General features: G+C 35.3%; 8 protein-coding genes. 2 read left to right on the forward strand and 6 right to left on the reverse strand.

Going from position 1 to position 16,688, the window contains the following annotated elements; all coding sequences use genetic code 11:
* Positions 1-52: 52 nt before the first annotated feature.
* Positions 53-2,812 (forward strand): LysM peptidoglycan-binding domain-containing protein, encoded by a 2,760-nt coding sequence (locus BC781_RS04110; protein ID WP_109615954.1) that lies wholly within the window; start codon positions 53-55, stop codon positions 2,810-2,812.
* A gap of 116 nt (positions 2,813-2,928) precedes the next feature.
* Positions 2,929-4,602: an alkaline phosphatase PafA gene (gene pafA, locus BC781_RS04115; protein WP_109615955.1), complete on the forward strand. Its 1,674-nt coding sequence runs from the start codon at positions 2,929-2,931 to the stop codon at positions 4,600-4,602.
* Between the two features lie 73 nt (positions 4,603-4,675).
* Here the strand turns inward: pafA and BC781_RS04120 are convergent, their stop codons facing one another.
* The 6 genes from BC781_RS04120 to BC781_RS04145 form a co-directional block, all read right to left on the reverse strand.
* The gene (locus tag BC781_RS04120; RefSeq protein WP_109615956.1) at positions 4,676-5,470 is read right to left on the reverse strand and encodes a class I SAM-dependent methyltransferase; all 795 of its coding nucleotides are present in this window, start codon (positions 5,468-5,470) and stop codon (positions 4,676-4,678) included.
* A 629-nt stretch (positions 5,471-6,099) separates the two neighbouring features.
* Complete coding sequence (locus BC781_RS04125) at positions 6,100-9,243, reverse strand: tetratricopeptide repeat protein (protein ID WP_109615957.1); 3,144 nt, start codon at positions 9,241-9,243, stop codon at positions 6,100-6,102.
* A gap of 275 nt (positions 9,244-9,518) precedes the next feature.
* Positions 9,519-9,812: a Dabb family protein gene (locus tag BC781_RS04130; protein ID WP_109615958.1), complete on the reverse strand. Its 294-nt coding sequence runs from the start codon at positions 9,810-9,812 to the stop codon at positions 9,519-9,521.
* A 36-nt stretch (positions 9,813-9,848) separates the two neighbouring features.
* Positions 9,849-11,063 carry a hypothetical protein gene (locus BC781_RS04135; protein ID WP_109615959.1) on the reverse strand — a complete coding sequence of 405 codons (1,215 nt, stop codon included), beginning with the start codon at positions 11,061-11,063 and terminating at the stop codon, positions 9,849-9,851.
* 99 nt (positions 11,064-11,162) lie between these two features.
* Positions 11,163-12,062, reverse strand: a complete 900-nt coding sequence (gene hemF / locus BC781_RS04140; RefSeq protein WP_109615960.1) for an oxygen-dependent coproporphyrinogen oxidase — start codon at positions 12,060-12,062, stop codon at positions 11,163-11,165.
* Positions 12,063-12,098: 36 nt separating this feature from the next.
* Positions 12,099-16,649, reverse strand: coding sequence for a translocation/assembly module TamB domain-containing protein (locus tag BC781_RS04145; protein WP_146201617.1), 4,551 nt, complete (start codon positions 16,647-16,649; stop codon positions 12,099-12,101).
* Between the last annotated feature and the right edge of the window lie 39 nt (positions 16,650-16,688).

The raw sequence follows: 16,688 nt of genomic DNA on the forward strand, positions 1-16,688 counted from the left end.
AGGTAATAAAAGCTAAAACGAACCATTTAAGATCTTAAGCGGACAACTTCTTATGAAAAGTTTTTTATCGACCCTTACTTTTATTCTATGGGCAACACTAACATGGGCACAGTTACCAACAGTACCAGTACCTCCTGTTGTTCAATTTGCTGACGTAACTTTAAGTTTAAGCCCTGGAGCACGCGAACGCATCAGCCATAAAGTAAACTCCTTAATGAAAAGCGAGCGTCATTTTATGGAATACGTAAGCCGATGCGATCGTTACTTCCCATATATCGAAGCAATTTTTGCAGAAGAAAACATTCCAGACGATTTCAAATACCTAGCTCTTCAAGAAAGTGCGCTTTTACCTTATGCAATTTCTTCAGCAAATGCGGTAGGTTTTTGGCAATTCAAAGACTTTACAGCTTTAGAGAATGGTATGCGTGTCGATAATGTCATTGATCAACGTAAAAATATCGTCTCTGCAACCTATGGAGCGGCTTCTTACCTAAGAAAAAACAACAATGTGTTAGATAACTGGCTTTATACTTTACTCTCTTATAACCTAGGACTAACTGGAGCTAAAAGAACAGTAAGAGAACAAGAACTACTTGCTAGACATATCACTTTAGATAAAAACTCTCATCAATACATCATTCATTTCTTAGCTCATAAGATTGCATTTGAGCATTATGTTGGCAGAAGAGAAAACACGCCAACAGTACAGCTTCTGATCTACCCTAATGTTTCTGGAAAGTCTATTAGTTCAATAGCCAAAGAGACCAAGATCAACGAAGCAACGATTAGAGATCATAACTATTGGTTGTTAAAGGGAAAAGTACCTTCAGATCAAGATTACTACTTCATTTTACCCGTAGAGGTTAATGATATCGCTAAATACAAACAAAAGCATAAACTACTAGATGCTTCAGATATTTTTGGAACTCCTCGTTCTCAAGATTATTATGTAAGCAATGAGGTGGAAGAAAATACTAACGATGGTTTCGAATATATTTTTGAAGGCGATGCATATCCAGACCTACAATCTGTTGAAGTTATTGAGCTAGGAGGTATACAAGTTGTAAGAGCATTTGCCAATGGTTTACCAGCTATCATTGCTCAAAAAGGACAAAAACTACAAGATATCTCTAAAGCTGTAGGTGTTTCAATTTCTAAACTTCGTAAGTACAACGAATTGGAGAAGTTTGATGAGCTACAAGCAGGACAAATTTATTATTTGAAGCGTAAGCGTCGTAAAGGACTTACAGACTTCTTCACTGTCACAGAAGACAAGGGCTTATGGATGGTCTCTCAACGATTGGGTATTCGTAAAAAGAAATTGGTCAGAAATAACCGTATGCTACCACATGAACTCATCAAGAAAGGTAGAGTTCTTTGGTTGAAAAAACGCCGTCCATCTAGTGCTCCAATTGAGTATGAAGAAATTGAAGAAGAAACGGTTGAGGGAGAAGTTATCACACAAGAACCTTCAAATGACTCCCAAAAAGAAGAAGATACAATTCTTAGAGTTGAAGAAGATGTAGAAGAGGTTGACTTAAATGCAACTTATCACACTGTTAAAACAGATGAAAACCTTCTTTCTATCTCAAGACTTTACAATGTCACGATCATTGACCTCAGAGCTTGGAATAAAGACGAGTTAGGCGAAGATGGCGGTGTTGCTGTTGGGCAAAAAATTAGAGTTAAAGCTCCATCGAATTTTCAAAAAGATGAGCCTACGGGAAATGCTATCTTCATTGAAGAAGTTGAGAATGAAGTATTGGCTGACGGCACAATCATTCATATTGTAAGAGATGGTGAAGATTTGAATTCAATTGCAGCTCATTACGAGGTAAAAAGCTCTAAAATCATCATGTGGAATAGCTTACAAAGCCGACAGGTGAAAAAAGGAGATAAACTCATCGTAAAACCAATGAGTTCAAATAGTATTCCTTCAGCTTCTGAGCCAAAAGAAAAAGTAGAGGAAACAATTGCCGAAGAAGGGGAAAAGACAACAGCACCAAAGCAAGAGGAGAATAATGTAGTAGAAAAGCCAAAAGTCAATGCAAAAGATTTCCATATTGTACAAACAGGAGATACCTTCTATGGTATTGCAAGAAAGTACAATAAGAAGCCTGCAGATTTGATGAGGCTAAATCCTAACTTGAATCCGTCTTCATTGAGCCTTGGCTCTAAGGTTTACCTCACAAAGCAAGGAGAAAAAGTGACTAAGCCTAAAACTGAAGAAATAGCTAAACCAAATTACCACATTGTAAAACGTGGTGAAACTTTAAGTGCTATTTCTAGAAAGTACAATATCTCTGCGAAGGAAATTGTAGCTATCAATAAGCTTAAAAATGTAGATGATATAAAGGCTGGTCAAAAGTTACTGATTCGTTCTTCTAAAGAAAAAACAGAGGATGAAATTGCTTCTGAAGCCATTCCTGATGTAAAGTTAGATGATGATGGTACTTATGTTGTGGCCGAAGGTGCAAATACAAAATGGCATACCATCCAAAAAGGAGAAACACTTTACAGCATTAGTAGAAAATACAAAGTATCTACAAAGCAACTACAAGCATGGAATGAAATGAATGGAGCATCGATCAATGCAGGAGATCGAATTATTGTTTTTAAAGGAAAAGAGGTTCAGAAAAAATCAGTTGAAGAAGCTCCAAAAACACATACTTCATACCATCTAGTATCGAAAGGAGAAACACTTTACAGCATCAGTAGAAAGTATGGTGTGAAAGTTTCTGAGCTTATGAAATTAAATAATTTTAAGAGTGCACAAGACTTGAAATCGGGAATGCGTCTTAAAATTCGATAAATTAATCTTTATTAAAATCAATTTGATATAAAACCCAGAAATAATTCGTATTTCTGGGTTTATTTTTATGTTCCTAAAAAATACGATGATTTTTAGGGCGGTTAAATAAAAATACGATGAAACATATTATATCAATTTTATTAGTTGCTCTTGTTGCATGCACGCCAAAAGAGCAAGCTAGAAACGAGAAAAAACCTAAACTGGTTTTAGGAATAATGGTTGACCAAATGCGCTATGATTACATTAGCCGATTTTGGGATAAATACGATGACAATGGAGGTTTCAAACGCCTTGTAAACCAAGGTTACTTCTTAAAAAATGGTCACTTCAATTATGCACCAACAGCCACTGGACCTGGTCACGCATCTGTTTATACAGGGACAACACCTTCCAATCATGGGATTGTAGGGAACTATTGGTTTGATAGAGCTACAGATAGAAGTGTGTATTGTGTTTATGATGATTCTGTTGCTACAGTGGGTGCTGATAGTAAAAACGGAAAAGCGTCACCTCATAGACTTCAGGCCACTACCCTATCAGATGAATTGAAGTTATTCTCAAACAAAAGATCTAAAGTAATCAGTATATCAATGAAAGACCGTTCAGCAGTTTTACCTGCAGGTTTTATGGCTGACGGATCTTACTGGTTAGATGACAAAACAGGTAATTGGATTACGAGTACATTCTACAGAGATTCTTTACCGACTTGGGTTGAAAAAATCAATACTGCTGAAAATAGAGAAGTAGACCAACTCTTCAACACACCTTGGGAAACTCTCCTACCTATCGAAGAATATACGGAAAGCCATGCCGATGACACTCCATATGAATCCACATTTAATGGCGAAACAACTCCAACCTTCCCTCATGACCTTCAGAAAGCAATTGCTGCAGATAGAATGTCAAAAGTAAGCCAGAAAAAATATGGACTACTAAAAGGTACTCCTTGGGGAAATACAATGGTGAAAAGTCTAGCCATTCAAGCTATTGAAAATGAAAACCTAGGGCAAGATAAATTTACGGACCTTTTAGCTATCAGTTTTTCATCTACAGATTATGTTGGACATGCCTATGGTCCTGCTTCAATTGAAGTTGAAGATACGTACTTAAGATTAGATCAGGATTTGGCGGAACTTCTGAACACTTTAGATCAAAAAGTTGGAAAAGGAGAGTATGTCGTATTCTTAACTGCAGATCACGCGGCTGCATACAACTCTGATCATTTGAAGGACGAAAAAATCAATGCAGGATACTACAACTCGAAAGAACTTAAAGGGCAATTGAATGACTACCTAGATCAAAAATATGGGAAAGCTCGTTCTGAAAACCGTTGGGTTAAATCTTTATATTCTGGATATGTTTACCTAAACAGAGAAGAAATTCAGAATAAGAGATTAGACCTTCACACTGTTCAACAAGTTGTTGCCGATTACATGATCGAAAAGCCTACAGTAAAAGATGCTTTAACAGCTTATCAGTTAAGATTTAACGAATATCAGACAGGTTACAAAAAGCTGTATACAAATCAGATGAATCCTAAAAATACAGCAGATGTCATCTTAGTTCACGATGCTGGATATATGGAAGTTCGCGACAAAGGAACGACACATGGTTCTCCATTTGTTTATGATACTCATGTTCCGATTATCTTCTACGGTTGGAATGTAAAACATGGTGAAACTCATGAATATCATACAATCACTGAAGTTGCTCCAACTGTGGCTTCATGGTTAGATATGAGTTATCCTAGTGCATGTTTCAACAATCCTGTGAATGTTCCATTGAGATAAGCATTTTAATTTCTTGAAATAAAAAAAGCACTAAGCAGATTTCTGTTTAGTGCTTTTTTAGCTTTATGAGTTACTAAGATTTTTTTCTTGCCTCTAATGCATAAACCATTGGCAGTTTTCCTTCTACGCCCTTAATCTGATAGCCTTTCTCAGACTTCACTGTATTATTAAAGCAATCATAAGGAGAATAATCATATTCCCTCAGGTTCGTAATTTCTAATCCTGCCTTGCTTAAACCTTGGAAAACATCTTCTAAACTATGATTCCAAGAATATGATTTATCTTTTAGCTCAGCATCTCTATCTGTATAAGTACCCTCTGTTTCCTCTATGATAGCTCCACAGTCAAAATATCCGTATGTTACCTTTTCAAACTGCTCATCAAACATCCATATCACAGGGTGAAACTCAACCAATAATAACTGCGCATTAGGCTTCATCACCTTCTCAATAACTTTACCCCAAGTATTTAATTCTGGCAACCAACCGATAACCCCATAAGATGTAAAAACGAAGTCGTATTGCTCATCCAATAATTGATCAATCTCAAAAACATCTCCGCACACGAACTTAGCATCTAATTCCAAATCTCTAGCGGTCTTCTGCGCCACTTCTATTGCCTTAGGAGATAAATCTACTCCTGTAACCTCAGCTCCCATTCTAGCCAAAGAAAGCGTGTCTTGTCCAAAGTGGCATTGCAAGTGCAATACTTTCTTTCCTTTAAGCTCAGGTAAAAGAGCTAATTCTATTTCATTCAAGGAGCTTCTTCCTTCCAAAAAACTCTTATGATCATAAAATTCAGAATCTAAATGAACAGGAGTCTTATGATCCCACAATGTTCTATTGATATTTAAATATGTTTTATCCATAATAATCATTTTTACTTTTAGACATAAAAAAAGAAAACACTCTAATATGAGTGTTTTCTAGGACTTTTTCAGTAGGTAATAGCTTTAAAGATAAAACTGTTATTACCTCTTATCTAACTTCCCCTTTAGATTTCCTTTGTATTACCGTTCGGATCAACTGCAATACTCAATATTTTATGATGATAATGTGAAATAAATTCTAGATATGCTTAAGACTATTTTTAATACCTTATTGACTTTCTGAACTATCCTTGAGACTAGAATTCACTCTGAAATTCTTTGTCTCCCCACAATCCTCATTCTACTTCTTTATGAATATGTACACTTAAAAAGTAAGATTAAATTTTGACACTGAAAGTAATAGTAAATAACCTGACACTGAATAATGTTATTTCTATAGTTTGATAATGAATATCACTGAATCGGTTAATTATAATTCCAAGAATATGCCAACACGCATAACCTATTGATTTACTGATTCTTAAAATTAATATCACAAAATAAGTCATAAAAAGAGTATCCGTAATTGATACATAAGTGTTCATATACGAACATCATTTCTTCATATGATGTATAAAAAAAGGTCACTCTTAATGAATAAGAGTGACCTCACATAGGTTTATATTTTATTACAATTTGATACCAATCATACTGATATCATCTCGTTGTTCTGCTTTACCTTGGTGAGCAAGAAGTTCTCTTTCGATAATCTCTCTTTGCATCTCCATAGATTTCGATTTGTTATTTTGAAGTAATTCAAGCAACCTCATCGTACCAAACTTTTCTCTATTGATATCATTTTGGTCAACCAATCCATCTGAAGTTAGGTAAATGACAGTTCCTTTTTCTACATGTACTTCTTTAGACTCAAATCGCTTATCCTTTTTCTTTCTTCTCAGACCTCCGATAGCCAAGTTATCTCCTTTCTGGATTTGAACTTCATTATCCTCTGGGCCAATGTAGTAAAGTGATCGTTTTGCTCCTGCAAAAGTTACTCTCTCAACAACTCCACCACCTCTTTCAAGTACAAGAAGACATACATCCATACCATCATCATTGGTACTTGTTTCATTGTCTTGTTGAAGTGCTTTCTGAATTCCGATATGAAGTTCATTCAAAATTTCACCTGCATCGTAGATGTTTTTCTGAACCACAATCTCATTAAGTAGTGTGTTACCAATCATGGACATGAAACCACCAGGAACCCCGTGACCAGTACAGTCAGCTACGGCCAAGAAGATCATTGAGTCAGTAAACGGATCTGAAACTCCTGTTCTATCAATATCATCACCTTTCAAGTGCGTGAACCAATAGTAGTCACCAGATACGATATCTTTTGGTTTAAATAGAGAGAAAATCTCATAACCTGTACTTTCAATGTATTCTTTCGTTGGAAGAATTGCCTTTTGAATGGTCTCTGCATAACGGATACTATCTGTAATATGCTGGTTTTTCGCATTCAATTGGCTATATGCATTTGCATTTGAAAGTGCAATTGAAATATATGAAGCAAAAGAACGAAGTAAGTTAACGTCCTTTTGTTCAAACGCTCTCTTATTGTAATTCTGAATGGTTACAACACCTAGTGTTTGCTCAATATTAAATGGCAAATAAATCACCGACTGAGTCACCTCATCTGTATGCAGAATTGGGAAAGAAGCAAGGTAATCTTTGTATTCAACATCCATATTGCTGACTACAATTTCTTCTTGACTTTTCACGGCCAATACCCCCATACTATCTCTTGAAGACATTGGGATCACCACTCGTTTCTTAGGAACACCTTTATCGATAAAAGTGATGTATTCCAAACAATCACGATCTTCTCTGAACAAACCTACACCAAACACATCAGCATCGGTGATCTGCCCAACATAATCGTATGCTTGAGAAACAATCTGTTTTATATCTAGCTTAGATGTAATTTCTTGTCCAAACTCCGAGATTACTTGAATGTTGTTGAACGCTCTTTCAGCTTGTGTTTTCGCTTTAGAAACTTGATCTCTTTGTTGCTCAATCTCTTCTTTTTGCTGTGTAATCTCAGTATTCTGACTTTTCAGTCTCTTATTTTTAGTGATATTTTTTCTAACTAAAACAATCGCTACGATAAGGAAAATGAAGATAATTCCAATGATAACGGCAGCAATGATATTCATCTTCTCTTTCGCCTCATTTTGCTCCTGCAAAATTTTATTTCTTTCCTCTTCTGTTTTCTTCATCAAAGAAAGAAGATTCTTTTCACGTTGTGCTTTTTCAATCTGATCTGCCTGACGTTTGTTCAGAAGTTCTTGATACTTCTTCTCTTCCATCACCTTAGACAGCTCTTCTTCTTGCACTCTTTGTAAAAGTTCTTGTTCTGCAAGGTAAAGCTGATCTTCAATCTTACGTTTTTCTTCAACTTCAAGCTGGAAAGACATATTGTTGATTTCTTCTTTCTGCTTCAGCAACTCAAATGCTTGCGCCTTCTTGATTAGCTCTAACTCTAGACGTTCTTGACGAGCACTTTGAAGTTCTTGCTCTGATTTCAATTCATCTAGCTCTCTCTCTTTCTTTTCCGCAGACATCAAGCGTCTTGTCTGAGCCTTTTGTCTATCTAACTCTTGGTTAAGAATTTCTTTGGTAACCTTCAGTAAGTCTTTGTAAGCTTCAACGGCTTTCAAGTTACGGCCTGCTCTTTCATAAATTTTTGTCAGAACATCATAAGTTCTTTCAAGCTGTTTGGTATCTCCTAACGATTTTGAAATATTGATGGCTTTCAATAATTCCTCTTCTGCTTCTCTCGTACGACCTTGAGAAGACAATACAAGACCAATAGAGTGGTGAGCACTCGCTAGACCTTTTGTATCATTATTTTTCTTTACAATATCAAAGACCTTTCGGTAGTAACGCATCGCTTCGTCAGGGTTACGACGTCTCTGATAAATAGAACCAATATTTTTGTAGAGGGAAATATTTGCTGATTCTGGTTTTCCTAGAGATTTATTTACCTCAACGGCTCTTTTAAAGTATTCAATTGCCTTTTTACCATCACCAAGTTTTTGGTAATGAACACCAATATCGTTGAGGTTAATAAAAGTATCTTTCTCTCCGTTTTCTTCTTTTACCTTTAAAATTTCCAAGTTTACCTCAAGAGCACTCTTGTTATCATTCTTACTAGAATAGATATTGGAAATTCTGTAAAGAATAGAAACGTACTGATTAAAATCTTTCTGATTTAAGTGAAAGTCCTTACACTTATTGAAGAATACTAGGGCTTTATCTTTCTCTCCAATTTTAAGGTATGAAATGGCTATCAAATAATTGAAGTTGTTTGCCCTTGTCTTATCTCCTAACGAGTGAGCAATAGAAAGTGCTTTCAGTTGGAATGAAATCGTCTTTTCTGTCAATCCCCACTCTTGGTACAAGAATGATATTTCAGAATAAACTTTCAATAAGCTTTCTCTATTATCTCCATTAAGACCTTCTATGATTTGCATTGCACGAAGTGCGTAATCTAGTGCTTGTGCAAATTCTCTTTTGATACGAAAAACGTTTGCAATACAAAGTAACGCATCTGCATTACCTTTCTGATAGTTGATATCCTCTGCTAGAAACTGGGCATCTGTACCCAACTCTTTAGCATCTGAAAAACGGTTTTCTTCAATCGCTTTTTGAGCTTGAGAAACTAAATTATCCACTCTCAATTGCTTTTTCGACTTCAGCTGCTGAGCATTAACTGAAAAAGCACCACAAAGTAGAAGCGTAAAGAAAACAAGTTTTATAAATTTTAGCATAGCCTAGCCCTCTATATTACTACAAAAAATTGCTTTATCGAATATGAATAGAAGCTTAATAATTAGACCATAAATCGTTAGAATAATTATTGTCAACTTCATGAACGTTAGATCAACACTTAATCAATTAACGTGATAACAGATACCCGCTAAATTCAAGCCAAAAAAGAAAAAAACGTGAAATAATTGCACTATTACTTCGAGATGGGTGTCAATCTATTTGTTAGTAAAGAAAAGTCAATGGAGATTGCCCCCATTGACTGAAGTATTACTGGTTAATACTCAATATCTCCAACAACCAATTCAGCTAAAATTGGCTTAATATGATTTTCAAGAACATCGACATGATCTGGGTGACTAGCATAAACAGCTAAGCCTTCTTTATCGTCAAAAATTGAATTTAGCATTACTGAAAAACCTTGAGAACGGTCAGAAAAGTTATATCCTGCATTCATTTCTACTAATGTAGGAACCTTACCTTTTAAGTCTTTCAATGCCTGAATAAGAGCATCTACCTTTTCTTGAGGAGTACCCTCTTTGATTTTCATTAGTACCGTATGAACTACCATGCTTTAAACGATTTTTTGTTGATTTTAAAGTAGAGCTCAATTTTCGGATATATTCACCAAATTTTCAATGACTTTTATACTAAATCTAGTTTTATTATCATCATTCTTATTAGATAATTCGCCATTTACCTCAAACTGTACAGAGGTTTTTCCATTTTTCTTGGCTTTACTATTGATTTCCCATACTTGCTTGTCTTCAATTTCACTACAAGTCTGATTACTAAAATCTAATAATTTGTTCGCATCAGTTACTTTTATATCTATGATTTTATAATCTATAGCTGCTACTGATAACTTGTTCAAGCTAATAATATTAGATTCTATCCTTTTAGTAATACGCTCCCACTCATCCATCTGTATCGAAGTATCTGCACTCCTAACCAAACTTTGAAGCTTATCTCTTAGCACATTTGTCAATCGCTGATGGTTTCTCAATAATCGAATGAAGGGACTGCCTTGATCTTTGAGTATTGCATATTTGTAGAGAGCGTCTTGGGTTAAGACATAACTTTCATCTAATGAATTATTGAGAATCGTGAGTACAGAATCAGGTGAAGAAGGGTGTCTAAGCTGATTATATTGATATTCGAACAGAAAAAGTTTTTTCTTTAATTGAATTGACAATGCCAATAAACGACTCTGGGTTTCGATCAAATTATTGAGCGCAAATAAAGTCTCAGAACTAGAACTATTCCCTTCATCTATTTGCTGCTCAAACTGCTCACTAAAAATCTGATTTTGGGTCAGTAACTTTTTGTATTCTTGACTCACTAGATAAAGCTTTTTAAAGACATAATCTGTTTTGTGTTCATGAGCAAACCGAACAATATCTTCATTCTGGTAAACATTCTTGTAAGATGCTAACTTTGTATTTAGATTTTGCAGTTGGGGAAAATATGGTGTGAGTAAACTCTTTACTTCATTTTGTTCTTCTTCAGCTTGAAGTTCTAACTCTTGAATTAAACGGTTTAAAGAGTCTTTTTGCTTTTGAAGTTTTTGAATATTCGTAATCGGGATAACAAGTTGAAAGTTAGCTTCTTCATTCAGAAATACTTCCTTAGGTGATTCGAGATAGATATTTTCTTTCAGATAAGTAATCAATCTTTCTTCTTCAGGAGAAACACTGCTTGTATTCCACCAAAATACAATCCCGATCAGACTAATGAGAAGTAAGGGAATAAATACAAAGAAAATCCATTGAGGAATTTTCTTTTTCTCAGGTATATCTTGTTCTTGATTTTGCTCTGTCATAAATAAAAAGAGGCAGTACCACTAAACTTGGTATTGCCTCTTTCTAAGTTACAGCCCTTATGAAAAGTAATCAAGATAAGATTCCAACATTCTTATTGATTATTCTAACCAATCGATCCCTTTTTTGAGTAAATCGAGTGTTTTAGCCTCAGGACTGCCTTCTTCTGCCTGAAAATCATAGACCCAATTAGCCTGCGGAGGTAAACTCATCAAAATAGATTCTGTACGTCCATTTGTATCTAAGCCAAACTTAGTTCCTTTGTCCCACACAAGGTTGAACTCAACATATCTTCCTCTTCGAAGCTTTTGCCATTCTAGCTCACGCTCATCAAATGGAAGTGCTGCGTTTTTGGTCATCAGATGAGGATAAATATCGATAAATGCATTTCCTACATCTTGAACAAACTTGAAGAGTTCTTCCTTAGACTTCTTCTCTGATTGCTCATTCAGATGATCAAAGAAAATACCTCCAATACCTCTGGTTTCGTTTCTGTGCTTTATAAAGAAATAATCGTCCGCCCAGTTTTTAAATTTTGGGTAGTATGATACCTCATGAAGATCACATACATCTTTTAATTTCTGATGGAAGAATTTTGCATCTTCTTTATTGATATAATGAGGAGTCAAATCAATTCCGCCACCGAACCAATATGTACCATTACTCATTTCAAAGTATCTCACATTCATGTGGATAATTGGTACCATCGGATTTTTAGGATGCATCACAATTGAAACTCCAGAAGCAAAAAAGTCTGCCTTTTCTAATTTTAGTTTTTCTAAAATCTTATCAGGTGTTTCTCCATGAACTGCTGAGAAATTTACCCCTGCCTTTTCCAATATATTACCTCCATTCAAGACTCTTGTTCTTCCGCCACCTCCGGCCTCTCTTTCCCACAAGTCTTGTTGAAATTTAGCTTTCCCGTCTACTTCTTCGATAGCCAAACAGATTCTATCTTGTAAATCCTTGAACCAATCTGCAATAAATTCCTTTGTTAGCATCTTTAGGATAATGTTATGTCAAAAAAACCTTATCAATTAATTGGATAAGGCTTGAGTATCTAAATTATTTTCTTTTTGCTTTGAAGCAAGTTGCTGCTTTTGTTTGGCATTCCTCTTTGCTTCACGAATTGCCTTTCGTTGCATTCGTTTCAAACGTTTGGAAGCTCCTGTATTCTTTCGCTTAAAGAAATCACTAAAACTATTGAAACTCTTTGTATGCATTATACTGAAGCCTTGAGTCGTCATTGTTTGACCTTGAGTCACATCATTGAAGTTGTTAAAGTTCTGTTTCACATAGACTTTAGCCCTCAAATTACCTTGTGGAGTTAATTCCATCTCTAAGGTAATGTCACCCAATACACTTGCAGCATCAGCTTTATTATCTTCGTTTACAAAACCACCATCACGAATAAGCTTAAGCCTTCCTCCTAAGAAACTATAAGCAAATCTTAATTGCATCTGTTGAAGGTCATCCGAATCAAATCCTCCGAGATTCAAATCAATCTGCATGTTTTCATCAAGATTGGATAGCAAACTACTCAACTGATTTGATATAAGCTCACTTAGGTTTCCTGCTAGGTTGTCATTTTCAATAGCTTCATTGGACTCCAACGGAACAAATTGCTTGAATATCATCAAGTTGACGACCTGAGCATTTAAAGCCGCTTCATCAGAATTGATTTTCTGTTTCATGTAATTTACATACATGTCCAAATCAACGACTTCTCCAGTTTCAGACAATTGAATTTGTTTTGGATAATCATAGACATCAATATCAAACGAAATAGTTGGTGAAAGCATTTGCCCTGTCATCATCAATTTCACTTTCGTTGGATATTTTCTTCTTAGCTCAATTGGTGTTTTCTTATTTCCTTCTTCGTCTTCAGGGAAAAGCTCTGTATTTACCAAGTTTGCTAGATTGACAACCTGTTCATAAGAGGTTGTGATATCCATTGTAGCCTCATACGGATCCCCTGCCCAAACTATGCTTGAGTTAGGTTCTATATAAAACTTCTTAGCCAATACATTGACATTAAGGTCTTTTCCTAAATTCAATGAATAGTTAAAGTTATACACTCCTTCTTGGATATCCACATTACCAAACATCAAAAAGGCTCCTTTAGTATCCATCTGAATCTGCAACTTCCCTTCTCCTCTACCCTGAATAAGGTCTCCTGTCGCTTTATCAAAAATCAATTCACAATAGGCATCTGGTGTAATATCCAAATTCATATTGAGTTTGAATCCCATCTCCTCAGCTGCTTCCTCAACTTGTTCTTCCACTTCTGGATTTATGAAATGAATAAAACTATCTGAGATTTCACCAGTATCTTCAATTGGAATGTAAACCTTTGTATTCTTATTTGATCTTGCTGTTATATCAAATTGTAAATCATTGAAAGGCCCTCTAAAATGTAAATTACCTGTTCCGAAAGCTTGTCCATAGAACAGTTCATTGTCTGTTTCTTGCGTGTTTAGCAACATAAAGTTTCTAAACCTAGCCTTCATATCTAAACTCCAGTCGCCATCATTCAGCAATATGCCCCCATCTAAGAAACCGTAGTTATTATAATCATCTGCAACACTAAGGTTTTTGAAGGTAATTCCTTTATTACTGAAGTCAATTCTATCATTGAGAACTTTGTAGGTTGTTTTGAGGTAATCAACCGTAAACTCCATTCCATCTAAAATGGCATCTCCTTCAAACCTAGGTGCATTCGGATTACCCTGTACTTTTATCAGACCTAATGCACTTCCTTTGATATCTGACATGACTCCCTCCATAAAGAATTCTAGCAACTGCAAGTCTGTATTGGCAAGGACAGCTTCCAAGTCAAACATGTCCGAATCATACTTGTATGGGAATATATTTCCAAAAACAAGCAGAATTTCTTCTTCTAACTTTTCAATTGATGCATTAAGGTTTATTGCTTGAGACTTTGAGTCCCATTTTGAATATGCATAAATATCTCCGATATGGACATTCCCGGCATGGGTATCAAAAAGTTTTACAGAACCATTCACCAATGGAACTTTAAGCAAGTCCGACACTGATAAATCTACATTCAAGATTCCAGAAAGATCGACATCCACAATCTTTCCGATGGTAGATATATCTACATTATGAATACTAAAAACTAATTTATCTGAAGGGTCATTTGATATACCACCCGATAGTTTAATACTCTCATCTTTATGATTTAAGGATATATCTTGAATACTGAATTTTTCATGACTATAAATCACACTATTTGACATGGTTGAATCTTGTACCCATTCACGATCAAATAGTTTAAAATTTAAATCATTAAAAGCGATATCAATGCTGTCTCTAGAGAAAAGAACTGATGTTCCACTTGAGAAGTAATCATCCCTTACAGCATGATTAAGGTCTGTTGTCACCTTAAACTCTCGTTCTTTCTTTTCTATATTTAAGGATAAATCTTTCGTTTTACCTCCAAGCAACTCCTGTTTTTCAGACTCCAAGGTAACTTTAAGAGGAAACTCATACCCAAATGTTTTTTTCTGCGCATTAACCAACAACTTAGAATTAGAGTAGCTCATATCAAACATGGAAACGCTATCTGCATCTAACCTAAGTGCCAAACGCATTTTTTCTTTATCCTCTCTAAAAATACCTTTCAGCTTCGTATTTTTTGAGATATAAATATCTTGATTCCAGAAATCAAGTACTTTATTGATATCATTGATTTTACAATCAAACATGGAAAAGAAGTTATGAAGTAGGTCTTTCTTCTTTTCTTCATAAAACGTTTCTACTTGCTCATCATTCGGATAAAGACTCATGATGAACTCATCTTTCAAACGATTGATCTGAGTTGAATACTCTCTATATTCAAAATTCCCTTTAAAATTGGCATTAAGAACATCCGATTGAATATCAATTGTTTTTATTCCATTCTTAGCTCGAGCATCTGATTCTATTGTTACTTCACCTAGATTCAGTTCTGTCGTATCTCTTTTCAGTACTAAACTTGAGAAATACATTTTACCTAGATGGGATTCATTCCAATTACCATCCCAGTTAAATTTGAGTTTTGTATCAACTGAAAGTGAATCATCCATCAAATTCAAATCTGCTAAGTTTTGTGCCGATAAATCTAAGTCAAGAGTGACTGTGGTATCTGCTAAACTTCCTTCAAAAGGCAAATGAACTGAAATGAGGGAATCCGTCAAATTGAAGTCCCCAGAAATGTAATCTTTGCTAAAAGTAAGATTTGATAAAGTTGCTTGATCGTAGATATACTTGTTGACTTCGAACGCTGAAGCTTTGAGGTCGCCTTGGTAATACATCTTGCTAAGGTCTGTTCCTCTTCCGTTTACAAACAACTCGAGGTTAGCCCTTCCTAATTGCTCTTCTTGTTCAATCAGTTTTCCTAGATCAAACTGTTCTGTAGTCAACCAACCTTTAAGTATAGCTCCATTCGGTCGGTATGAAAGATCTGGAGATACGCGACCTAATTCAGTATCTAAGTGTCCACTAACAGCAAAATCGGATAAGAAACCTGCAAATGTCAAATCACCATCTAGTGTTCCGAACTTCTCAAGATAAGGGTGTACGACATTTGGGATAAAAGGCGCTAAATCTTTTCCTTGCACATTTATTGAAGGAAAAGAGAAAAGCATAAATGAATTTTCAACCTGAGGTAAACCCGAAAGGGTTATTTCACCTTGTATGACCGAGTGTTTTCCGAACTTTGCTTCTAAATCCGTAAAGTTAAAATCTGAAACCAGCCCTCTAAAATCCCCCGAAAGAATAACCTCCTCTTCGTAAGGAAAATCTTCAGCGAAAGGCTTTAAATCTTTAAGTGAAATTATAGATCGATCTAAGTGTGCATCAATTTTAACTTGATTGAAAAAGTCTGAGAAGGATTTATAATTTTCATACTCAAATGAAATGGAATCTCTTAAAACACTTTCCCCAATAGAGGCATACAGTTTATTGAGATGCATAGACTTCTGACAAATCATAAAATCTGTATCAAGTTCATTGATACTTAAGCCAGAATTCACTTCTACGGTATTGAGTTTACTCACCGATAAAGCAATTGTATCAGAGGCAATCTTGAAATTGGAAGCACTTCCATTTAGGTTATCAAAAACTAGATGTCCAGGGTTAAATAAACCCTGTTTCATTTGAGGAGCTCCTTCAAGATGATTTTCGTAATGGCTATTTTTGAGCGTTACTTTTTCAATAATGAAAGGGATAGCTTGTTTAATTACTGAATCAGGTTCTACAATAACTTCTTCTGTTGGGACTTGCTCTTTCCCAAGCATCCTAAAAACCCATTCATTTATGTTGTTTGATTCTTCTCGGTTATTCAATACAACATGTGCAGAATCTAAAGTAACCTCATCGATTAGAATTGATGTTCCACTAAGAAGACTTCTGAGTTTATAATCAATAATGACTTCACGTACGGAAATCATTTCTCTTTGGTCAGTGGTATCGTAAACATGAATCTGTTTTAGACTCATTTCATCGAACCAATTGATATTAACTTCCCCGATGGTTGTAGGGTAGCCCGTCTTTTCACTAAGAAATTCGGTAACAAAATTGATCAACTGACCTTGGACGTAGGGAAATTGGACACCTAAAAGCAA

Origin of the sequence: Sediminitomix flava (assembly GCF_003149185.1) — a bacterium.
Taxonomy (GTDB): Bacteria; Bacteroidota; Bacteroidia; order Cytophagales; family Flammeovirgaceae; genus Sediminitomix; species Sediminitomix flava.

Bases quoted from the DNA above. Each gene is read 5' to 3' on its own strand.
- hemF (WP_109615960.1), bottom strand. From the start codon at position 12,062: ATGCTAACAAAGGAATTTATTGCAGATTGGTTCAAGGATTTACAAGAT.
- BC781_RS04110 (WP_109615954.1), top strand. From the start codon at position 53: ATGAAAAGTTTTTTATCGACCCTTACTTTTATTCTATGGGCAACACTA.
- BC781_RS04130 (WP_109615958.1), bottom strand. From the start codon at position 9,812: ATGGTAGTTCATACGGTACTAATGAAAATCAAAGAGGGTACTCCTCAA.
- BC781_RS04125 (WP_109615957.1), bottom strand. From the start codon at position 9,243: ATGCTAAAATTTATAAAACTTGTTTTCTTTACGCTTCTACTTTGTGGT.
- BC781_RS04120 (WP_109615956.1), bottom strand. From the start codon at position 5,470: ATGGATAAAACATATTTAAATATCAATAGAACATTGTGGGATCATAAG.
- pafA (WP_109615955.1), top strand. From the start codon at position 2,929: ATGAAACATATTATATCAATTTTATTAGTTGCTCTTGTTGCATGCACG.
- BC781_RS04135 (WP_109615959.1), bottom strand. From the start codon at position 11,063: ATGACAGAGCAAAATCAAGAACAAGATATACCTGAGAAAAAGAAAATT.